Raw genomic sequence first — 22,378 nt, forward strand, 5'->3', positions numbered from 1 at the left:
CTGACATAATGCAGTAAGATAGAGAAAACGATAAAGCCAGAGCTAAGCTCTGGCTTTATTAATACCGGCTAGTATTTCATCAGCAGTACCCATTGATACTGATTTATGAGCAATTTCTCTGCCGTCGTCATCAAACAACGATAGTCTATATCCTTGATAACTTGGATTATTTTCGTCTGATGGAGCATGTAGCCATAGTGAAACCACATCACTCATCCCATTGCTTAAAGCCTCTCCTAAGATCACTTTTTGACTCGCCACTTTATACCAAACTAAGATTTTGGATTGATGAAACATGTCAGCCTCCTGCCGAATTTTCTCAAGCGGACTGACAGTGTACAGAGAAAAATTGCTCAAAAAAGACTCAAATCTGAGACAAATTTATCTCCTGCTATAAATCATAAACTTAGCCTTTAGACCAAATAATCATAAGATGCATACACAATAGAACATCCATTGTAAGCACAAAAAACATTCAGTTATGAATAAACAGTGACGAATTTAAAATCGTTTAATATTCAATATGATAGTAAAAAACTGCTAACTACACACTCAGTTGTTAATCACACTCGATGGCAAATACATCTCTTTTATTGGAGCCACAGAACCATATTGCGTAAAAACAGGTTTGTTGGAAAGGTAACGACGTAGCATATCGGCAGCAATAGTTGCTATCAATTCACGTTGCTCACTAGCACTGTAGCTTCGTTTAAATTTGAGTATTTGCCCCCACTCTCCCTGCGGAGCAGATAAAGCAAGACTAAATTGATCGTCAATCAAAGTGCCAGTGACTAAAGACAATGAGGTGGAACATTTTTCTTTTGTCGCTCCAGCAAGAGCTAACGATGCGGCTAGCGGATCTTGATCACCAAGGCCAGATTCTACACTGCGGCTCAGAATCCAACTATGACCACTCAATGCTTCAACTTGCTCATTACTTAATAACCAACTTGCGAGCCAACCTTTCGTTGCTTGTTCTGCAATCGCTAGTGATTGCCCTTTTTCTTGCATTAAATGGCCAATATGCGCAAGCATCGGTTCATCAACACTCACCACATATTGCTCTAAGCGCTTGTAGATAATTTGCAATAGTTGTACGCGTCGTTCTATATCTTCTTTAGGGCCAAATAATTTCACCTCAATAAACGGCAGATATGAGCGATAGCCAAGCATATACCCTTCAGGCAAGACCATTTTGTCTAACTTATCTGAGATAGCCGATTCAGATGAACCAAAAGTAAATAAGCGGCTGCACTCTAATCCTCTCTGCTGTGGGTAATGAGCTTTTAAATCCGGCAGTACTTGCTGAGTGATCATTTGCTTGAATTCACTTGGCACGCCAGGAGTAAAGTAGCACTGACATTCATTTATCAAGACCTTAAACCCACAAGCAGTACCGATTGGGTTATCAATAATTTCTGCACTTTCAGGTAGCATCGCTTGCTTGAGGTTACTTTCTGGCATGATAACTCCACGCTGAACAAAAAATGCTTCTAGTACTTTTTGCCATTGTGGAAATAACACCAGCTTCTGCTCAGCCGCTTGAGCCGCTGCTGCCGCACTGACATCATCTGAAGTTGGTCCAAGTCCACCATTCACAATCAGCACATCATTATTGAAACTGAGCATTAGTAATTCTTCGACCAAAGACTGTTGATTATCACCAACCGTTGCGCGTTTCACTAATGAAAAGCCATGTTCGAAAAACTCGCTGGATAGCCAAGCCGCATTGGTATCGACAATGTCGCCATGAAGAACTTCTTCACCCGTGCTTAACATCGCTATTTTCAACATAATGTGTCCTTTTGTGTAAACTCACACTGCTATTGGTGCTGCAAAGTATAAAGTGCAAAATATAACTGTTTGAATGCAATTTTTCTCATAAGTTTCGCTAATTGGACAAAATACTGTTTTCATCTCTAAGAGTTTAATAGATAATTGTGATTCTGATCATTAAAAACAAAAACTTGGAGCCTTCCGTGTCAAAGAAAAGCATCATTGCAATGATGTTATCGTTTCCAACTTGCGCCAGCGCGAGTACTTACGATTTCAACCAACACATTGAGTTTTCCTATACGGTCGACTGTAATCAAACATCTTGTTTTAATGATAATTTAAATATTTATCAGCCAAATTCGCCATTTTCAACCAGTTTAGTGGAATCTCAAGAGTTGAACCTTGAAGAGCCAGCTCTACCTAAATATCTCACCGTACAAGATACAAAAGACTGGGATTACCTAAAAAGTCAGACGTATACAATTCTGGGGTTAAGTGTCGCAACCGTTGGTTTAATGACGTTATTACCAGAATCAGTCACTAAATGGGAAAAAGACGGTGACAATAAGGTGTTTAAAAAGTGGAAAGATAATGTCTCTTCTGGTCCTACATGGGATCGCGATGAACATTATCTAAACTATATTATGCATCCCTATTTTGGTGGCGTTTACTACACGGCAGCAAGACATGCCGGTTTTAATGAATTTGAATCTTTCTTATATTCTGGTGTGATGTCTACTTTCTTCTGGGAATATGGCGTTGAAGCATTCGCGGAAATCCCTTCTTGGCAAGACTTGTTTGTGACACCATTCTTTGGTGCCGTTGTCGGTGAACTAATGTTTGAAGCTGAGCAAGAGATTGTGGCTACTGGCGGTGAAGTATGGGGCTCACCCACCATGGGCAATGTGACTTTATTCTTTCTTAACCCCGTAGGCCATATTCATGGCTGGGTATCGAATGCTTGGAATGGTGACGCGCAATTTCAATTCAGTAGTAGCCCATGGTTTGGTAACCAAGACGCTGCGAAGTACGCTTTAGACGCCGGAGCCAGTTATGACTCTCAGTTTTATGGCATTGACTTAAAAATCACCTTTTAATTAGATTTCACAGCAAACGTTTCCCATTAAAAAAGAAGCAATAGCGCATAGTTGCTGTTTTTTTGTGGGATAAGTTTGAATACTGACAACCATTAATGGTGCAAGCTGAAAATATTGACTTTCGTCAAATATTCTTTGTCTTAGACTCCTACACTGAATGAAAGAGACCATTTAAAACGGTTTACATTTCGTCTGTTGGCTTTAGGAGGCTCAGTATGAATAGTACATTTATCGTCAACTTCGTCGGTAAAGCGACACCAACAACCATTAAACAGCTTGCTGCCATCACACATGAGAATGGCGGTAAATGGCTTATCAGCAAAGTGAATTTTATTGAAAGCCAAGTCGCTGCTGTAATAAAAGTGGAACTTCCAACTCAAAATACACAGCTCGTGCAACAAGCTTTTATGGATCACCCCGATCTAATTGTACAAATCGTTGAATCAGACCCACATAGTCATCAAGGAGAAACCATTTATCAGCTTAGGTTAGATGCGAGTGATCGCGCTGGCATTGTCAACGAAATAACGAGTATTCTTGATAATCAAGGCATTAGCATCTTAGATATGGACTGCCAACGAGTGTTTATTGCTGGCGGTGGTGGAGTAAGCTCCAGTTTGTTTACTGCTAATATGGCAATTAAATTACCGACTGAAATACAAATTGAAGATGTTGCCGATGAACTTGAAGCCTTGAGCGAAGATACTCGGGTTATACTTGAAGCTTAATTAGCACTTATTAAATTTAAACCTATTACCATAGAGGTGAGCTATACGGCCCCCTCTTTATTTATCTATTGACTGACTCAATATATCAATAGTTGAAATGTGATTATCACCACAAAACACACTTCCAATATTCGCAAAATGATGATCTTAGTCCACGATATAGCATGTGGATAAAAAAATAATTATATCTGTCCATTTACTTTATAACCGACACCCAACGGTAAAGATTGGGGTCTATAAATGGTGGTAACGTCATGTTGAAGCTTGGAAACATTAAAGTCAGCTATAAGCTGACCGCTATTATTGCTGTTGCAATTATCGGTTTATTGAGCCTACTACTCATTTCCGCAACTGCTCTAAAAAATAATTTACTCACGGAGCGAGAATCTCGGCTCAATGCCGTACTTGATACCGCTCTCTCGCAAATAGCACACCTTCAACAAACTCTTCCCGAGGAAGAGGCCAAAAGGCAAGCCAAGATCCTAATCAACGCAACACGCTTTGATGGCGGTAATTATATATTTGCTATTGATGAGTCCCGCCATACTATTGCCCATCCTATTAGGGCCGATCTTGTCGGAAAACAAATGGGCAACCCAGGTAAAGACACTGAAGGCCAGTTTTGGTTTACAATGGTCGATTTAGCCAAAGATGGTAAACAAGGGCTTTTAACCTACCCTTGGCAAACAAATACTGGCAAACCCGCCGACAAACTTTCAGCTGTTCATGGGTTCTTACCTTGGCGCTGGATACTAGGCTCTGGCATGTTGATTGACGATATAGATCAAGCCGTTAATAAGCAGTTGCTAAAAATGGGCGTAACGACACTTATCGTCCTCGCTATACTGACATTACTTGGTGTAATCATCAGCCGAGCGATTATTACTCCACTTGAAGCCATTAAAGAAGTGATGAAAAAAGTAGCAAGCGGTGACTTAACAGCCAAAGTCCCAGTTATGGGTAAGGATGAAATTGGCATTGTGGCATCTCGTATCAACGATAGTGTTGAATCTGTTCGAACTGCATTAACCGAATCTGTCACTTCGGCCAATTTACTGGCTGAAGCGGCTATTCGCATTGCATCTTCTGCCGAAGAAACAAGCCAAGCGGTCACAAGTCAGCGCGATCAGCTCAGTCAGCTAGCGACTGCTATGAATGAAATGAGCGCGACGGTTGCTGACGTCGCAGGCCACGCAGAAGAAACTGCAAAAGATACACTAGATGCCAGCAAAGAAGCCGGACTCGGTGATAAAGATGTACATTCCAGCGTTGATAGTATCAAAGCACTATCGCAGGAATTAGAGGTCGCGACTGAGCAAGTACATAAATTAAAAGAGGGAGTGATGCAAATTAGCGAAGTAACTACGGTTATCAGCGGAATTTCAGAACAAACCAACCTTCTCGCATTGAATGCCGCCATCGAGGCGGCTCGCGCTGGTGAACAAGGGCGAGGCTTTGCTGTCGTTGCCGATGAGGTAAGAAACCTCGCCAGTCGAACCCACCATTCAACCGATCAAATACAAACGACAATTAACCGCTTGCAACAATTGGCTGTCAGCAGTTCCAACGCGATGCAAAAAAGTCAAGATTTAGCATACAGTAGTGTTGAGCGCGCTGAAAATGCTGGTAGTGATTTATCTTTAATCGTTACTCATATACAGCATGTGAGCGATAAAGCAATGCAAATTGCAACCGCAGCAGAACAACAAAGTGCTGTCGCAGAAGAGATGAACCGCAACGTAAGTGGAATTAATGATTCTGCGCTAGAAATGTCACAGGCAGCCAATTACCTTGCTGAAGAAAGTGAAACTCTTGCTGACCTGTCCCGCCAATTAGATGACAAGATGAAAAGTTTCAAACTGTAAAATAATGCCAATTATCGATAATAAAAAGCCCCGCAATAGACTTGCAGGGCTTTCTTACATTATTTTACTGACCATTGAGACAACGAACGTTTAAAGTCAGCATAGCCAAATTCATTCAGTTTCTGAATATCACCATCAAGGCGTTCACAATAAACTGATGGCATTTTCAATCCATTAAACCAATTGAGTTTCACCATGGTGTAACCTGCACTATCTAAAATATGCAATTTTTGACCAATCTTTAATGGTTGCTCAAAAGAAGTAATACAGAATTGGTCACCGGCTAAACATGAACAAGAACCGATAATGTATTGATGCTGACCCTCTTCACTGGCCTCAAGAATCGAAGCTGGTTCATTATAAATCAGCGTATCTAAGCGATGCGCTTCTGTTGCGGAATCCACAATCGCTGTTTTCATGCCGTTTTCAACGATATCAACCACAGTTACTACCAAGTCTGCTGTTTTGGTAATGATGGCTTCACCCGGTTCAAGGTATAACTGAACACCATGCTTTTCAGAAAACGCTTTTAATGCAAGGCCTAATTTTTCGACATCATAACCAGGCCAGGTAAAGAAAACGCCACCACCTAAGCTAACCCAGTCTAACTTATCTAGATACTGACCAAAGTGCTCAGAGATTGAATCGAGCAAACCAATAAAGGCATCAACGTTTTTGTTCTCACAGTTCATGTGGAACATTACACCGTTAATGGTTTCAAAAATTGAGGCATCAATATGATCAGTTTGAACCCCTAAACGAGAAAACTGACGAGCAGGATTCGCCAAATCTTGACCTGCATAGCTAACTCCAGGGTTTAAACGCAGGCCGATAGATGCTTTTCCTTGCACAAGATGGCGATAGGCCGCCAACTGAGATTGCGAGTTGAAAATCATCTTATCGCAGATATCGACGACTTCTTTTACGTCATCTTCACTGTAGCCGACGCTGTAGGCATGAGTCTCGCCACCAAACGTTTCGTAGCCTAACCTGACTTCAAATGGGCCACTACTGGTTGTGCCATCTAAATAAGGCTTGATGATGTCAAACACTCCCCAAGTTGAGAAACATTTCAGAGCCAATACCAATTTAACACCAGAGATTTCTTTAAGCTGTTTCGCAATTTCTAAATTTGCAATCAACTTAGCTTCATCAATCATGAAATATGGGGTTTTGAGTTCGCTTTTTTGCATCTATTCATCACTCTTAAAATCGAACAAAGCCGACACTTATCGCATCGGCTTGGAATAAGTCATTGCCACTGCTGTAAATCAACCGAAGTCAATAAACAAAAATAACAACTCCAGTTGATTCTTATTTAAGAATCTTAATGTCTGGCTGGCCAACAACTAACTCTTGAACGTGCCAATCAAGGCCGATCTTAGGCATTGTTTCAAGGAACGGATCGGGATCAAGTTGCTCCATATTAAACACACCTTTATCGGCCCATTTACCACGGAAAAACTGTACCGCAGCCGTGATCGCTGGCACGCCTGTCGTATAAGCAATGGCTTGGTGCTCTACATCGTTGTACGCCACTTCATGATCCGCATTGTTATAGATAAAAACGCTGCGTTCTTTGCCATCTTTCTTGCCTTGAACCCATGTGCCGATACATGTTAAACCCGTATACCCCGGAGCCAAAGACGTTGGATCTGGCAGCATAGCTTTTAGTACGTGTAGCGGTTGTACAACCGTACCATCATGTAGGGTTAATGGTTCAGGACTCAACAAACCGATATCACGCATACAGTTGAAGTAGTTCAAGTAACGATCACCAAAGCCCATCCAAAATTCAATGCGTTTGGCAGGAATGAATTCTTTCATTGAACGAACTTCATCGTGCGCCATTGAATAGACTTTGTGCAAACCACAATTTGGGAAATCAAATTCAAGCATGCGCGAGTGGCAAGGTACTTGTTTCCACTCTTCATTTTCCCAATAGAAAGAGTCACCTTGGATCTCTAACATATTGGTTTCTGGGTCAAAGTTTGTCGCGAATTTCTTGCCGTGATCACCAGCATTCACATCCATCACATCAATGGTGTCAATTTCATCAAACAAGTGTTTTACGGCATACGCTGCAAATACACTGACAACGCCAGGATCAAAACCAGCACCTAGAATACCGGTAATTCCCGCCTGTTTGAATTTTTCACGAAATGCCCATTGTGGGTCATACGCTTCTGGCACTTGTTGGCCTTCTGAACAAAGGTCAACAGCCACAGATGTATCTAAGTAAGAGACCTTCGCTTGGTAACATGCTTCCATAATTGGCACATTGACCCAAGGAGGACCAGCGTTGATCACCAGATCAGGCTGGACTTCTTTAATTAACGCGACTAGAGAATCGACATCATCAGCATTAACGCTGCGAGCTTCCAGCTTCTTAGTCTTATCTTTAAGGTTATTTTTTCCTTTGATCGATTCAATGATCTTCTCGCACTTTTCAACAGTACGAGAAGCAAGAACAATATCACCGAGTACGTCGTTGTTTTGGGCCGCCTTATGTGCGACAACCCACCCAACGCCTCCTGCACCAATTTGTAAAACAGACATGTTTTTTCTATTCCTTTCTATTTTGCTAGCTCAGTGGCTAACTGTTCGATTTTATGAAGTAGTGATTTGAAGTCTGACAATTGAAGGCACGGGTTCAAAATCGTGAATTTCAAGGCAGTTTTGCCATCCACAATCGTCTCACCCAGTACCGCCACACCGCGTGTTAATGCTTCTAAACGCAACGCTTTATTTAACTCATCAAAATCCGCAGCTTGTTTGTTCACTGAACGAAATAGCACTGTCGATAGTGCAGGTTCAGCAAGCAATTCAAATGCCTCATGATGTTGAACTAAATCAGCGACTTGTAGCGTTTGTTCTAGCAGGTGATCATACATATCACCCAACGCTTTTGGCCCAACGTTTTGCATTGTCATGAATACTTTCAACGCATCAAAACGTTTGGTTGTAGCAATAGATTTATCAACCAAGTTTGGTAACTCATCATGCTCTCGGTTGAGGTAATCAGCATGGTGGAGCAAATATTTAAAGTTGCTCTTATCTTTCAGCAACAACGCACCACAACTAATGGTTTGAAAGAATAATTTATGGAAATCAACGCTCACTGAATGTGCACGCTCAACCCCTTGCAGACGAGCTTTATGACTGCTTAGAATTAAAGCACCACCATAGGCCCCGTCGACATGCATCCATAAGTCATGTTGCTCAGCAACATCAGCGATAGTCGAGAGATCATCAATTGCACCATGGTCGGTGGTACCAGCAGTACCTACGATTGCAAATGGGATTAGACCTTCAGCTTTAGCTTGCGTAATAGTCGCCTCTAACTGCGTGACATCCATCGTGCCATTTGGATTGGCATCAACGGCTAAAATGGCCTTTTCACCTAACCCCATCCAAGAAGCTGACTTTTGAACTGTAAAGTGAGATTTTTTCGAACATACAATACGTAGTTTATCTGCATATTCAGGCAAACCTAGCTTCTGGATTGAGTGACCACTTAATTTGTCTGCAATCCAGTCACGTGCGAGCATCAGCCCCATTTGGTTACTTTGCGTGCCGCCACTAGTGACAATGCCATCCGCATTTGCGCCAAGTTCATATTTCTCACACATCCAATCAATAACTTTCTGCTCAACGTAAGTTGCAGAAGAAGATTGATCCCATGAATCCATCGACTGGTTCAACGCCCCAATCATTGCTTCAGCAACAATAGATGGCATCAGTGGTGGAGTATGTAAGTGAGCGATACAATCTGGGTGTTGAACAATGATAGAGTTCTTGGCAACCAGTTCCGCCATTTCCGAAATTACGTCTTTTAAAGGCGCATTTTTGTTATCTAAATCAACGGCATAAATCGCATCTTCAAGCTGTTTTGGATCCAAACCTGAATAAGGTGCTTTAGCCTGCTCGAACACGGCCTTCATCGCAGAGGTGGTGTGGTTCATAACCGCAGCAAATTCATCACTGCCCATCTCTCCGGTTTGGATAAAGTGCTTTTTCCAACCTTGGTTTTCTGGCTCTGGATCTTTAGAACCACCACCTGCGGCAAGAATAGCGGCTTCCAATGTACGAAGCGCAAAATCAATTTGCTCAAAAGAGATAATCAACGGCGGTAAGAAACGGATAACTGAGCCATCACGACCTCCCTTTTCAACCATCAAACCACGCTCAAGAGCAGCGCGTTGGATCGCCAGTGTTAATTGCCCATCTGACATTGGCTCGCCAAATTTATTGCGCTCACCGTTCGGCTTGTTAATTTCTAAGCCAAGCATTAGACCTTTGCCACGTACTTCAGCAATACAGTTAACACGGCTTTGGATTGCTTCAAGTCCTTGACGCAAATATTGACCAGCAGCATTAGCATGACCAACTAAGTCGTCACGGAGAATGATTTCTAATGCTTTAGCACCCGATACCATGGCCAATTGGTTACCACGGAAAGTACCCGTATGCTCACCTGGTTTCCACGTATCGATCTCTTTCTTGAAGACCAGAATAGACATAGGAAGACCACCACCAATCGCTTTCGATAGGCAAAGAATATCAGGAGAAATACCTGATTCTTCAAAAGCAAAACGGTGACCTGATTTGCCTACACCACATTGAATTTCATCAAAAATCAATAAGATGCCGTGATCATCACAAATACGACGCAACTCACGTAGCCAGAATGCAGGAGCAGGGATCACACCACCCTCACCTTGAACTGGCTCAACAATGATAGCTGCCGGCTTCATAATGCCCGCTTCATCATCATTTAATAGACGTTCGATATAACGAATGCTTGCTTTTGCCCCTTCATCACCACCTAAGCCAAATGGACAACGTAGGTTGTATGGGAAAGGCATAAAATGCACATCTGACATTAAACCCGTACGACGAGCTTTGGTATTTAGGTTACCCATCATGCCCATCGTACCGTTAGTCATGCCATGGTATGCACCGCGGAAAGCAAACATGGTATTGCGACCCGTGGTCTGTTTTGCCAATTTGATTGCTGCTTCCACAGCATCGGCACCAGAAGGACCACAGAATTGAATCGCTGAATTTTGCGCAAAATCTTCAGGCAAGAACGCTTTGACTTGCTTAATAAATTTATCTTTCGCTTGAGTCGTCATATCCAAAGTTTGATAAGGCAGACCTGAATCTAACTGCTCTTTCAGTGCTTGGTTAATCTCTGGGTGGTTATAGCCAAGCGCTAAAGTTCCTGCGCCAGCCAAACAATCTAAGAAAATTTGACCGCGAGTGTCTTCAACCAATGCACCATGTGCTTGTTTGATAGCAATTGGCAAACGACGTGGGTATGAACGAACTTCAGATTCATGCTCGATTTGATCAAGCAATATTTGGTCTGGAGTAAGATCGTAAGTCCCTTCTACAACAGGTACTTGAGCTGAAAAAATGGTTGCGATAGTGTTATCGACTTCAAAGGCTGTACTCATTTTCCTTCCCCTTGAAATGGGTAAATTTCGTCTTTTTCTTTAATAGGATTGGTTGATAAAGAAATAAGACATAGCAATAAATCCGGATTCGCCAAATAGCGGATACGGTATTAGGTTCATCGAGGTTGATGAAAGATTACTAAATCAGATAATCAAGGTTCTGTGATGCAACTGTCTTCGAGCACAGGGCATAGAGGAAGTACAAAGCTGATTAATGTAAGCGTATTTAGTGAGTTCAATGTTGGGTTTCCCATTCACATGCAGCTCCCGCTGCAAGAGTATCCCGTCTATCAACAAAAGGACTTGCTGATACCTACCCTACGTAATGTCACAATCAGCTTGAATGGTCATTACGCGTATCCCCCAGAATCTACTGTCCGAGATTGGGGCGAAAAATATCAAAAAATAAATACGCTGGCAATAAATTTTTAATTGCTAATGGCAGAGTGAATGAATGTATTTGCTGCAAGGCTCCATGAATCAAAAAATTAGTTTTTATAAAGTAAATAGCCCTCAATTGAGGGCTATATAAGTAAAACTACGCTTTTTTCGGTAACGACAAATGAAGCAGAATATAGCCAATTATAGCCGCTGTTGTTGACCCCATTAAAATTCCGAGTCGAGCAAAGGTATCAAACTCTACATTCGTCGTGCCAAAAGCAAGTGACGAGATAAAAATAGACATAGTAAAGCCAATACCACATAACACTGATACAGCAAAAATATGTTTGAAATTAATACCTTCCGGCAACTTAGCCACACCCAACTTCACCGCAGCCCAGCTGAATGTGAAGATACCTAATGGTTTGCCCACTAATAGACCCAAAGCAACGCCTAACGGTAACATTGAGGTCAAACTAGACAATGATACCCCTTGCAAAGATATACCTGCGTTGGCAAATGCAAAGATAGGCAAAATACCAAACGCAACATAAGGATGGAGCGCATGCTCTAAATGTTTAAGTGGAGAATGCTCACCTTTATTACCTTTCAAAGGAATAGCAAAGCCAAGTACGACACCCGCCAAAGTGGCATGAACGCCTGACTTTAAGACTGCGAACCATAGAATAAAGCCCACAATTAAATAAATGCTGATTTTCGTAACATGCTTGCTGTTGAGCATAAACAACAGGCCTGTCATTAAGAAACCAATCGTTAATGCAATCGTCGATAAGTCACCACTATAAAAAAGTGCGATGATCACAACAACGCCAAGGTCATCGATAATCGCTAATGCTAACAAGAAGACTTTTAAACTCACTGGCACACGCTTACCTAACAACGCCATAATACCTAATGCGAAGGCAATATCAGTCGCCGCAGGAATCGCCCAACCTTGGATAGCTTGAGGGTCATTGGCGTTAAACAATACATAAATAAGCGCCGGAGCAAGCATACCTCCGACAGCAGCAATAGCTGGGAAAATAGCCGTTTCTTTTGACTTTAGCGCACCTTCAAGTAATTCGCGTTTCACTTCTAAACCAATCAGCAAGAAGAATACCGCCATCAGGCCATCATTAATCCAATGGGAAACCGACATTCCTAATACATAAGAATGTAAAACGGATTGATACACATCATTTAGCGGAGAGTTTGCCACCATCATTGCAATAGCTGCTGCAATCACTAGCAAGATACCGCCAGCAGATTCCATTTTGAAAAAGTCGCGAATCACATCACTCATGATATCGTCCTTATAGTTATATGTGTCAGGGCGTGTTGACTTTCCGAGTTTAAATTCTGTTCGAGATAAATCACCAACGCGTCCTACTAATTGATTAACAAAGAATTCGACAGAGTCTATACAATAGCAGCCATCAGTAAAAATCGCTTGTATAGATGATAAACATCGGAATTTCCGATAATAATGACTCTAAACAACGTATATTCCGTAGATAAATTGAAACCAGTAATTTTCAATCATGAACCCCGAGTAGAGCAAGAAACTCTGACCTTACTGAATCACTGTTAAGGGTAGCTGAAAAGTAAAAAGGCCAAGCGTTGCTTGACCTAAAATAACATACCTAATCGATAAGTTAACATTTAATAACCAGTAAGTTGCATAAAACCTGCGACTTCAGGATTTCCGTTAATTCGCACTGGACCTTCCCAATAAGGAATAAAAAAAGTAGACCCCATATCGCTATTCACTGCTTCTATAACCAAATGTACGTCGTATCTCGGGAGCTTCACTATCCACTGTAGCGGAACACTATTAGTATCACTTGATGTCGACGTCGCAACCGGGGAAACAACGATGTCATCTTCACTTAACGTTACAATTTCCCCTGATGATTGGATCAATGTGCCAATAACATAGGGCATCTGCTGATAAGGGCGATAGCGATTAATAACCAAAGTGTTGTGACCGTCAACATTGAAGACGAATCGATCCCAATTACGATCGGATGAAGGTAGTAAGTTATTGCCCCACTCTTTACTCAGCCAGGCAGACCCTGAAACCTTCAACGTTTGTGGTAGCCCTTCTAACGTGAGTTTCCCCTTCACCATCATAAATGGAGCTTGTACATTATAGGACGCAATCGGCAGTAAATTGTGTTTAGCTTGGTAACCACCTTCACCGGGTAAAATAAAACTCCCCGTGGCCGTACTTTGCAATGATAACGAAAACGTATCCGTTGTAATGTCCAATATACCAGGCAAAGGGCTAACACCTAATGAACGCCAAGACCAATTATCTATCCATAGCTTAAATGGCTTGATTTCAAAACCAGCTTGACCAATACCACCGCGGGAAATACGTTGTTCACGCCACACCTTATCTGCATTAGATATCACTACATGGGAAACATAAATCTGAGGATTTAACCAACCTTGGGTTGTGCGATCATCACTGGCAATGCGGAAATAACTCCATTGAATACTGTATTGTTGACCCCTTTCATCAGCGACATTGGCAAAATAGTGCCACCATTCATGCTGAAATTCTGGGTGAAATTTAAAATCACGTGGAAGCACCACGGAATTATTGGGTAAAACCGGTTCAAAAATGATTTTGTCGGTCTCAAGGTTTGAGGCATTAAGCTCATCATTAACATCGTGCTGAGTCTGTCTATGCTCATACCAAGAAAAAGCAGCAAAAACGCCAACAATAATTAAAACACCGATCAGAAGGATACTTAACTTAGCTCGAGTCATCATTTATAGCGCATCCCTTAGCGAACTGATTGGCGCTTTTCTTACCAGACGAATGACAGGTAAAGCGCCTGCAAACATTAGCGTGATCATGGCCCAAGCCGCTGTTGTCATATATTCATGAGGTATTAATTGAAGTTGCATTGTCCAACCTAGCGACTGTTTAATCACGATATCAACCACTAAATTTGCCAAGGCGACCCCTAACGGCATGGCGATAATCAATGATATCGCACCAAAAATGCACAGCTGTAAGCTACCAATAACGATCAACTCTTTCCCTGAAACACCAAGACAGCGTAACAATGATACATGACGCTGCCTCGATACTTCCCCTGCGAGGGTTGCAAAGAAAATTCCACATACAGCAATCAATAAAGTAATTCGCCCTAAAGTATCTGCAATAGCAAAAGTTCGGTCAAACACGCGCATCGCTTGGTCATGAATATTGTTATTGTCAAAAGTTCGGTCATCCCCCAATCTGAAAACAGATTCTAGGCGCTTTTTCAAAGTGTTAGCGTTAATGTCTTCTTTGACTAGGACGCCCAAAGATACATTGCCAGTGCCAGCAAAAGCGAATAACCAATTTTGGTGAGACAATAACACTTGGTGATACGGATTACCGTAATCATAATAAATGCCGACTACCTGCCAATGCCGACCTAATGGCGCTGACAAGTCAATGTAATCACCAGGTTTAATACCCAACTTCAGTGCCATTGACTCGCTAATCATGATGCTTTTCGAATGATGTAGATGATGCCAATAATTAGGGACACCTAATTTTACCGTCAGTGAATCAAACTCCCCCTCTGATGCCCCCGTGCTGATCGCTTGGAACATGCCTTTATCAGTAGAAAAGTCTCGTTCCCATCGCCACCATACGGCATTGACTTCTGGCTGTACGCTTAACCAACTGCTCATTCTGGATGCAGAACTGTTCGTAGGATACACATAGATATCAGCAGCTAAACGCTGACTCAACCATTTATCGGTTGTATCACGAAAACTACCCACCATGGTTTCAATGCCAATATTCGCCGCCATTGCGATCATAAATGCCATGGTTGCAACACCACGGTAACTCATGCTCGCCGCCGCATCTGCAAAGAACCAACGCGCTTTCACCCATCCCAACGTATAAGAAAGGCTATTGAATAAAGCCCATATCAAATAAGGGGTAAATAGAGCCGTACTTAATAACATCAATGCGATGATTGCAAAACCAGACAGCTGAGTTTGTGGCACTTGATATACAGCGATTGCAGCAACACAAAATGCGCAACCGATCAAAGCCTGTATTCTAAATTCGGCACCAGCAAATCGAACCAGGGATAAACGAGCTGACAGGCGAATTGGTTGTGATTTCAACAAACGTGTTAACGGCCAAATACAGGCTGCCAAAGCACCGATGAGGGTCATGTATAAACTGTAGCTACTCCATTGCCAATTCCAAGCAATAGATAAACCAACGTTTGCATCGTACAGCGCACCTAAGCTGGCCGAAACCGCGGGAATAAGCTGATTGGCTAATAACAGACCAAGTCCATTACCACACACCCAACTAAACAGTACCATGCCAAATAACTCAATCAGTAATGCTTGAGTTAACTGCCAACCAGACACTCCAGCTTGACGTAACAAACCAACCAAAGGCTGTCTCTGAATGAATGATAAGGACATCGCTTGATAAAAAATGAATAAGCCAACAAGGAAAGCTAACATCCCCATCGCACTAAGATTCAGATGAAATGCATGCGTAAGCGACTCAAGTTCACTACGAGAACTTCGTACTAACGTTAGACCATTCGGTAAATCATTTTTTAGACGTTGTAATTTTTCCGGTGGCATATCACCACAAGCAATGACTGATAGCCCTGTGCTTTTTTTAAGCATCCGCACTAAAGATAAATCTGCAATGACTCGCGTACCATTCAGCATGGATTGTTGATCGATACTAATTGGCCCTAGCTTTGAACCGTCATCCAGTAGAATAAAATCTCCGTTTTGCCAACCTTGTAGCCGCGCTAAATCTGAACTAACTAAAACCGGATATGGTGGTTGCATTAAAGACAATGTAGCAATTTCGGACAATGTTTGATCGCCATCAATTGGCAACATTGCTACAGGGTCCAGACCAATCAAAGTAATATCTGAACCACTGGCCGTACTGAGGCGGTAATTTTCAAAGGGCGCACATTGCTGAAATCCATCACGTCGCAGTTGAATATAAAAGCCTTGCGGGATTTTGTTAGCAATATGTTTAGGACGGATACGATAAGGTAAAGGATTGGCGAAAAGCTTTTCACCATTCTGATAACTTTGACGGGCGTGTTGATTTATAGCGGTTACACCAACAAGTAAAGAAACGCCAAGTGTCAAACCAAGCCAAACTAGGATGATTTGTAGAGGATAACGCCGATAATGACCAAGTAGTGCCTTAACTACGGGCCATAACATGCAGTTGTCCTCCTTGCAGGCGAATACAGCCATCCATATGCTGTGCCACTTTTTCACTATGTGTGACTAAAAACAGCGTGCACTCTAACTGTCGGGTTAACGAATTTAGCAGGCGCATTACCGCTTCAGCATTGCGCTCATCTAAACTACCAGTGGGTTCATCTGCCAATAATATTTTGGGTTCCATATACAAAGCACGAGCTATCGCCGCTCGCTGCTGTTGGCCACCAGACACTTCTTCAGGATAACGACCTAATAATGGCATCAGGTCTAGCGATGACAGAATTTGACGCAACAAACCTTGGTCTTCTTTTAACCCTTTGAGCTGACGACAAAAGCGAATGTTGTCAGCCACATTCAATGTTGGCAATAAATTGAATTGTTGGAAAATATGACCGATATTATTGCGACGATAAGCGGTGCGCTTATGTTCAGAAGTTTTATGCATCGAAAATCCAGGGAACCAAATTTCACCGGAATCGACGGTATCTAAGCCTGCAATCAAGTTGAGCAAGGTACTCTTTCCAGAGCCGCTTTCACCCATTAGTGCCAATTGATCGCCTTGATTTAACGTTAATTCTGCTCCCTGCAATACAGGATGAAATTCATCCCCATCTACATAGCCTTTGCAAAGATTGGTCAGTTGTAACATTAAATCACTCAAAAACAGTCTAAATCGGATTGTGAATCTACACTAATTATTAAGGAGTAGGAAGTATTTTGGATACTGGGTCACAAGATGTGCACCAAATTGCAAGCATCGACTGTGTTATGTCTAATTTTCAATCAAATTCCGCATCCACTTCTTGCTTTTCATTCTGTAAAGTGAGCCGCCCCACTTAACCACTTCTTCGGTTAAAAATAGCGTGTAAATCATTTCTGGTGATGCCCCAAGAACAATCGCAGCAAATGCCGCTAATGGAATGCCTATCACCCATTGCGCCACTAAATCTTGGTACAAACAAAACTTAACATCACCACCAGCACGGAGTACACCAACAATCACCGTCATCGGGATTGAACGTAATACAATGCCAACACTCAGGATCATGATAAATTTCTCAGACAATGCTCTCGTCTCTTCCGTTAACGCGGTAAACGAGTTGAGAATAGGGATTTGCACCACAAAGAGTAAAGCAGCGACAACAATCCCAACCAGCAAGCTGATAATCGTCAACCCTAATGCTTGAAAATAAACGGCTTCGTTGTTTTTAGCACCCAGTTGGTTACCAACTAATACCGCAGCAGCACTGGACATTCCAATCAACAAACTGAGAGAAATAGATTCGACAGGCGTCATCACTGATAAGGCTGCTAAACCTTGAACACCACTTTGTCCCATAATCGCATGGTAAACAAATAAGCCTCCCGCCCATGCAAAGAAGTTAAACGTGGTCGGCAAAGAAAGTTTGAGGAAACGAGAAATTTTGTGCCAATCAATGATGGCGCGTATATCTTCAATACCAAACGCCAACAGGTGCTTTTTGCTGTAAAGGTAGCCGTATAAACAGCCGACTTCAAGTAAGCCACTTAATAGTGTCGCAATGGCGGCCCCCTGAATCCCCATGGCTGGAATACCAAACTTACCGAATATCAACACCCAGTTTAAAAAGATATTCGCAATAATACCGATGCCACTAAAGAAGGTACTAAGCCCTGGCTTATGCATTGAGCGCAGACCAACAGCCATACTGCTAACACATGCAACCGCAAACATACTAAACGAAGTAATAATGAGATATTGACTACCTAGCGTGTTTACCATTTCTGAATCGGTCGTTAACGCCATTATCTGGCTCGGAAACAGGAGAAATAACACAACAGTAAGCGCTGCAAACAAATTCGCAACCAACCAAGTCAATGCCGTACTTTCTCTGACTCCTTTTTGATTGCCAGCCCCCCAATATTGCGCCGTTAACAGTGCCCCGCCAGTTGTGACACCAACCAACATGATGGTCGTTACAAAGGTAGCACGAGCTGCGACCCCAACAGCGGCAATTTCAGCCTCACCCAGTTGCCCTAACATTAAGACATCCACCAAGCCTCGACTCGAAAACATAATGCTTTGCAAGGTGATTGGCATCGCGATAGCCATTAAACGACGGAAAAAATCACCTCGTGTATGTAACATTATTTGCGAGAAAACGGACAACAGATCACCTCTAAGACAACACATTGATAGCAAGGAAAAAACTAAGCCGTTATTATACTTGTGTGTGCATAATCTAACCATCATATTTGAAGGGATAATCATGAAAAAAATATTAGTGCTCGGTGCGTCAGGTTATGTAGGCTCTCAATTGCTACCATTACTGCTTGAACAAAATTATCAAGTCACCGCTGCCGCCAGACATATTGATTATTTACGCTCACGTTGTGCACCACATCCGAACTTGACCTTACAATATTTGGATTTAGCCGACAAACAGGCCACACTTTCCCTCGTTCCTCAATTTGATCTGATCTATTTCTTAGTGCACGGCATGGCTCAAGGACATGATTTCGTTGATTATGAATTGTCACTCGCGGAAAATTTCAAACAAGCTTTACAATCAAGCCAGGTCAAACATGTGATTTATTTAAGTGCCATTCAACCGCAAACGGGGAACTCAGAACATTTGCAAGCACGAAAAATGACCGGCGAGCTATTAAGAACCAGTGAAATCCCCATCACAGAACTAAGAGCAGGTGTCATTTTAGGCCCAGGCTCGGCCGCTTTTGAGATCATGCGCGATTTCGTCTACAACTTGCCGATATTAATCGCCCCCAAATGGGTCGACTCCAAGGCGAACCCAATCGCTTTAGAGAACCTAAATCATTACCTGCTCAAATTAGCGTTAGATCACCCCACAACACACCAGTTATTTGAAGTCGGTGGGCCTGACACGCTTTCCTATCGTGAGCAGTTTCGTATCATTTGCCAAGCTACTCATCGTCCCTTTCGGCTTTGGTCCACACCATTACTCACTCCTAACATGGCATCGTACTGGTTAGCGCTCGTGACGTCGGTTCCAGCCAGTATAGGGCGCGCTTTGCTCGCAGGGCTAGAACATGATTACATTGCAAATTCACAAGATATTGAAGCCCGCTATCCACAAAAGATGCACGCATATCGTGACGTTGTCACAAAAATCATCGACAATGAAGGTACTTTTGCCCGCACTCAAGTATGGGGCTTTGACCCTAGTGCACTTAAACGTTGGCAACCCGGTTTTGGTTATTACCCCAAAAGTGCTGGCGCAACGATTGAAACAACGGCAACAACTGAGCAACTTTGGGCGGTAATCCGCACCATAGGCAGCCATAGCGAAGGGTATTTTTTTGCCAATATTTTATGGCGAACAAGAGAATGGTTAGATCTATTTTTTGGTGGAGGCAAACCCGTACGTCGCTCCCCTACGGGGCCTGAACTGCAAGTCGGTGATTTTATTGACTCTTGGAAGGTGATCCGCTGCCAACCTAAACAGTTTCTATCACTTTTATTTGGTATGAAAGGACCAGGACTGGGCCGATTGGAATTCACTATAAAAGATTTAGGTGAAACACGAGAATTGAACGTCACCGCATGGTGGCATCCACAAGGCTTTTTAGGATTACTTTATTGGTTTGCCATGATGCCAGCACATCTTTTTATTTTTAATGGCATGGTTAAAGCTATCGTTCACAAAGCACAAGGGAAATAAAAACGCCCGCAAATACAAAAAAGAGCTAGGTAAACTAGCTCTTTTAAATCGTAAATTTAAGCTTTAAATCCTAAAGGGATCTCGGCGACTTGAGGCCCTTGATTGTTAGGATACACCAAATATTCACCATGATATTTTACATTCGATTTATAATCAGTGCGCTTATAAAGCATAAAACCGGCTTGAAAAGCCTTTTCAACAAAGTCAGCATGATGCCCACGTACAAACCAATTCATTGGTTTAACCATCAACTCACCGTCAAAGCAGTTATCACATTGGTCACCGCACAACGCAAATGAATTTTGGCCGTCAGTAAAAATCTGCACTTTTCCAACATTCACTAATGGGTCACAGTTATTGACATCCCAACCTTCCGCTTCCATAAAATCTAGGAAAGCTTCGATTCGTTTATCGGTAATTTTATTATCAAAATCACCATTGAAGAAATGCGCATAGAACGCAGAAATTCGCTTAAACGTAAACAACAGTTCCGATTGGTTGCCCTTTGAACGCCCAGCTTTTTGCCAACGATTTAGGTCATCCACAACACAACGTTCAAAACGCTGCGCTTTAAGCGCCTTACTCACCCAGTGAACCAAAAAGTGGTTATTAGCTAAAGGGGCATCGGCTAACTTACCTGCTTGGTGTTCTGCCTGCAACTCTTCAAGAGCCGTGTTAACCACACGTTGAATTTCAATGTAATACTCTGACATTACGCCTTTTTTCCTAATGTCCAATAAAATAAAGATGATAATAACGCACACGCTGCCATGACTAAAATCATTGGCCATGCAGCATCACTTGGCATCATAGCAACCACCGCACCTACGACCGAACCTGTACCAAAACGCAACGTCCCCGCCAATGAAGAAGCTGTACCTGCCATTTTTGGGTAGCCGCTAAGTAACAGCCCCATCGAGTTACTACCAATAGTGGAGAGTGTACCAATAAACAGCACCACAAATGGCACAATGCCCCATAAGCCTAGATCCAAAGCCCAGCCTGCAAACAAGCCAACACCAGCGCACAATTGAACAAACAAACCAAAGCGAAGCATCGCATGTGAACCTACTTTTTTCACAATGCGTCCATTTAGGGTGGTCATCAAAATCATCGCCACAATATTGAGGCCGAATAAGTAGCCAAACTGCTCTGGGCTAACACCGTAAATATCAATATAAACAAATGAACCAGCGGTCAAAAAAGCAAACATTCCAGCAAAAGAAAAAGCACCAGAAAATATCAGCCCCATTGCCACTCGGTTACGGCACAGTTGCACATAGTTACGGATGGTGCTTTTAAAACGCAATGGCTGACGATCTTCAACACGGAGCGTTTCGGGAATTTTCCAAAAAACCAACACAATCACAACTGCGGCAAAAATCGCCAAAACCCAAAAAATAGAACGCCAACCAAACCAAATAGCAAGGTGTCCACCGACCATCGGTGCCACTAAGGGGGCAACCGTCATTACTAAGGTGACAAAAGACATCGCGCGCGCGAAATCTTCTCTATCAAACATATCGCGAACGACAGCCTGAATCACCACCGCCGCAGCAGCACCAGCAAAACCTTGTGCTGCACGCACGTAAGTCAATGCATCAATACCATGAGTCGTTGCACTCACCGCTGCCGCAAGACCAAAAAATGCAACACCAATGAGTATGACAGGACGACGTCCAAAACTATCGGCTAATGGTCCATGCAAAAGCTGACCAATCGCAAAACCTGCGGTGTAAGCCGTCAAGGTAATTTGTACCGCTCCCGCGCTCACACCCAAGTCTTTTGCTATAGCCGGCATGGCGGGTAAGTACATATCAATCGCTAACGGTGTCAACGCACCAATAGCCCCTAAAACAAGAAAGAGTACAAAACTGATGTGGGCTGTATGGTTAGCCTGAGAAGGTTGAGATGAAGTCATGGTTCTCCAAAAATTGAAATTCGTTGATAGAAAATACACAGCAAGTAACGAAGATTGCTGTGATCTCTAAATCTTTTACATAGCAGAAAACTAAAAGTGGGCGTTTAAATGCGTGAGTTATGGTCGATTAATCGGCAGAAAAAAACCAGTTCTGATTAGGAAACAAACTATTTCCTAATCACCCTCATTTACCTACGTTAGAGCACTCATCAATACGCAACTTAGTATAG

At 42.5% G+C, this 22,378-nt stretch carries 16 protein-coding genes; 4 read left to right on the plus strand and 12 right to left on the minus strand.

Annotation, left to right across the window (positions count from 1 at the left end; genetic code table 11):
- Positions 1-42: 42 nt before the first annotated feature.
- Both EYW48_RS13915 and EYW48_RS13920 read right to left on the minus strand, forming a co-directional pair.
- Entirely contained in the window at positions 43-297 is a 255-nt protein-coding gene (locus EYW48_RS13915) for a 30S ribosomal protein S6 modification protein (RefSeq protein ID WP_171980887.1), read from the minus strand.
- A 255-nt stretch (positions 298-552) separates the two neighbouring features.
- Positions 553-1,794: a CinA family nicotinamide mononucleotide deamidase-related protein gene (locus EYW48_RS13920; RefSeq protein WP_277432569.1), complete on the minus strand. Its 1,242-nt coding sequence runs from the start codon at positions 1,792-1,794 to the stop codon at positions 553-555.
- A gap of 185 nt (positions 1,795-1,979) precedes the next feature.
- Here EYW48_RS13920 and EYW48_RS13925 point away from each other — a divergent pair, with 185 nt between their 5' ends.
- From EYW48_RS13925 to EYW48_RS13935, 3 genes are all read left to right on the plus strand, one after another.
- The gene (locus EYW48_RS13925; protein WP_172532194.1) at positions 1,980-2,873 is read left to right on the plus strand and encodes a DUF3943 domain-containing protein; all 894 of its coding nucleotides are present in this window, start codon (positions 1,980-1,982) and stop codon (positions 2,871-2,873) included.
- Positions 2,874-3,088: 215 nt separating this feature from the next.
- Positions 3,089-3,601 (plus strand): ACT domain-containing protein, encoded by a 513-nt coding sequence (locus EYW48_RS13930; RefSeq protein ID WP_168522316.1) that lies wholly within the window; start codon positions 3,089-3,091, stop codon positions 3,599-3,601.
- Positions 3,602-3,855: 254 nt separating this feature from the next.
- Entirely contained in the window at positions 3,856-5,466 is a 1,611-nt protein-coding gene (locus EYW48_RS13935) for a methyl-accepting chemotaxis protein (RefSeq protein ID WP_261926773.1), read from the plus strand.
- Between the two features lie 59 nt (positions 5,467-5,525).
- On the opposite strand, the gene nspC is transcribed toward EYW48_RS13935, so the two are convergent.
- The 8 genes from nspC to EYW48_RS13975 all read right to left on the minus strand — a co-directional run bounded on the left by nspC (position 5,526) and on the right by EYW48_RS13975 (position 18,696).
- The gene (gene nspC / locus EYW48_RS13940) at positions 5,526-6,659 is read right to left on the minus strand and encodes a carboxynorspermidine decarboxylase (RefSeq protein ID WP_168522320.1); all 1,134 of its coding nucleotides are present in this window, start codon (positions 6,657-6,659) and stop codon (positions 5,526-5,528) included.
- A gap of 121 nt (positions 6,660-6,780) precedes the next feature.
- Positions 6,781-8,025 (minus strand): carboxynorspermidine synthase, encoded by a 1,245-nt coding sequence (locus EYW48_RS13945; protein ID WP_176246263.1) that lies wholly within the window; start codon positions 8,023-8,025, stop codon positions 6,781-6,783.
- Positions 8,026-8,042: 17 nt separating this feature from the next.
- The gene (locus EYW48_RS13950) at positions 8,043-10,928 is read right to left on the minus strand and encodes a pyridoxal phosphate-dependent class III aminotransferase (protein ID WP_168522324.1); all 2,886 of its coding nucleotides are present in this window, start codon (positions 10,926-10,928) and stop codon (positions 8,043-8,045) included.
- Positions 10,929-11,466: 538 nt separating this feature from the next.
- Positions 11,467-12,612 (minus strand): Na+/H+ antiporter NhaA, encoded by a 1,146-nt coding sequence (gene nhaA, locus EYW48_RS13955; protein WP_261926772.1) that lies wholly within the window; start codon positions 12,610-12,612, stop codon positions 11,467-11,469.
- A 359-nt stretch (positions 12,613-12,971) separates the two neighbouring features.
- Complete coding sequence (locus EYW48_RS13960) at positions 12,972-14,090, minus strand: lipocalin-like domain-containing protein (protein WP_277432570.1); 1,119 nt, start codon at positions 14,088-14,090, stop codon at positions 12,972-12,974.
- Complete coding sequence (locus EYW48_RS13965) at positions 14,091-16,544, minus strand: ABC transporter permease (protein ID WP_277432571.1); 2,454 nt, start codon at positions 16,542-16,544, stop codon at positions 14,091-14,093. It abuts the gene before it with no gap.
- Positions 16,525-17,196 carry an ABC transporter ATP-binding protein gene (locus tag EYW48_RS13970; protein ID WP_053309909.1) on the minus strand — a complete coding sequence of 224 codons (672 nt, stop codon included), beginning with the start codon at positions 17,194-17,196 and terminating at the stop codon, positions 16,525-16,527. The genes EYW48_RS13965 and EYW48_RS13970 overlap by 20 nt, the downstream gene beginning before the upstream one ends.
- A gap of 123 nt (positions 17,197-17,319) precedes the next feature.
- Complete coding sequence (locus EYW48_RS13975) at positions 17,320-18,696, minus strand: MATE family efflux transporter (protein ID WP_053309910.1); 1,377 nt, start codon at positions 18,694-18,696, stop codon at positions 17,320-17,322.
- 100 nt (positions 18,697-18,796) lie between these two features.
- Between EYW48_RS13975 and EYW48_RS13980 the strand changes: the two genes are divergently transcribed.
- Positions 18,797-20,227, plus strand: coding sequence for a DUF2867 domain-containing protein (locus tag EYW48_RS13980; protein WP_172532188.1), 1,431 nt, complete (start codon positions 18,797-18,799; stop codon positions 20,225-20,227).
- Positions 20,228-20,283: 56 nt separating this feature from the next.
- Here the strand turns inward: EYW48_RS13980 and EYW48_RS13985 are convergent, their stop codons facing one another.
- Both EYW48_RS13985 and EYW48_RS13990 read right to left on the minus strand, forming a co-directional pair.
- Positions 20,284-20,940, minus strand: a complete 657-nt coding sequence (locus tag EYW48_RS13985; protein ID WP_053309912.1) for a DUF2913 family protein — start codon at positions 20,938-20,940, stop codon at positions 20,284-20,286.
- The gene (locus EYW48_RS13990; protein WP_171980877.1) at positions 20,940-22,148 is read right to left on the minus strand and encodes a Bcr/CflA family multidrug efflux MFS transporter; all 1,209 of its coding nucleotides are present in this window, start codon (positions 22,146-22,148) and stop codon (positions 20,940-20,942) included. Before EYW48_RS13990 ends, EYW48_RS13985 begins: the two co-directional genes overlap by 1 nt.
- Between the last annotated feature and the right edge of the window lie 230 nt (positions 22,149-22,378).

Origin of the sequence: Vibrio sp. 1180_3, from assembly GCF_029478545.1 — a bacterium.
GTDB lineage: Bacteria > Pseudomonadota > Gammaproteobacteria > Enterobacterales > Vibrionaceae > Vibrio > Vibrio aestuarianus.

Bases quoted from the DNA above. Each gene is read 5' to 3' on its own strand.
- EYW48_RS13915 (WP_171980887.1), bottom strand. From the start codon at position 297: ATGTTTCATCAATCCAAAATCTTAGTTTGGTATAAAGTGGCGAGTCAA.
- EYW48_RS13920 (WP_277432569.1), bottom strand. From the start codon at position 1,794: ATGTTGAAAATAGCGATGTTAAGCACGGGTGAAGAAGTTCTTCATGGC.
- EYW48_RS13930 (WP_168522316.1), top strand. From the start codon at position 3,089: ATGAATAGTACATTTATCGTCAACTTCGTCGGTAAAGCGACACCAACA.
- EYW48_RS13935 (WP_261926773.1), top strand. From the start codon at position 3,856: ATGTTGAAGCTTGGAAACATTAAAGTCAGCTATAAGCTGACCGCTATT.
- nspC (WP_168522320.1), bottom strand. From the start codon at position 6,659: ATGCAAAAAAGCGAACTCAAAACCCCATATTTCATGATTGATGAAGCT.
- EYW48_RS13945 (WP_176246263.1), bottom strand. From the start codon at position 8,025: ATGTCTGTTTTACAAATTGGTGCAGGAGGCGTTGGGTGGGTTGTCGCA.
- EYW48_RS13950 (WP_168522324.1), bottom strand. From the start codon at position 10,928: ATGAGTACAGCCTTTGAAGTCGATAACACTATCGCAACCATTTTTTCA.
- nhaA (WP_261926772.1), bottom strand. From the start codon at position 12,612: ATGAGTGATGTGATTCGCGACTTTTTCAAAATGGAATCTGCTGGCGGT.
- EYW48_RS13960 (WP_277432570.1), bottom strand. From the start codon at position 14,090: ATGATGACTCGAGCTAAGTTAAGTATCCTTCTGATCGGTGTTTTAATT.
- EYW48_RS13965 (WP_277432571.1), bottom strand. From the start codon at position 16,544: ATGTTATGGCCCGTAGTTAAGGCACTACTTGGTCATTATCGGCGTTAT.
- EYW48_RS13970 (WP_053309909.1), bottom strand. From the start codon at position 17,196: ATGTTACAACTGACCAATCTTTGCAAAGGCTATGTAGATGGGGATGAA.
- EYW48_RS13980 (WP_172532188.1), top strand. From the start codon at position 18,797: ATGAAAAAAATATTAGTGCTCGGTGCGTCAGGTTATGTAGGCTCTCAA.
- EYW48_RS13985 (WP_053309912.1), bottom strand. From the start codon at position 20,940: ATGTCAGAGTATTACATTGAAATTCAACGTGTGGTTAACACGGCTCTT.
- EYW48_RS13990 (WP_171980877.1), bottom strand. From the start codon at position 22,148: ATGACTTCATCTCAACCTTCTCAGGCTAACCATACAGCCCACATCAGT.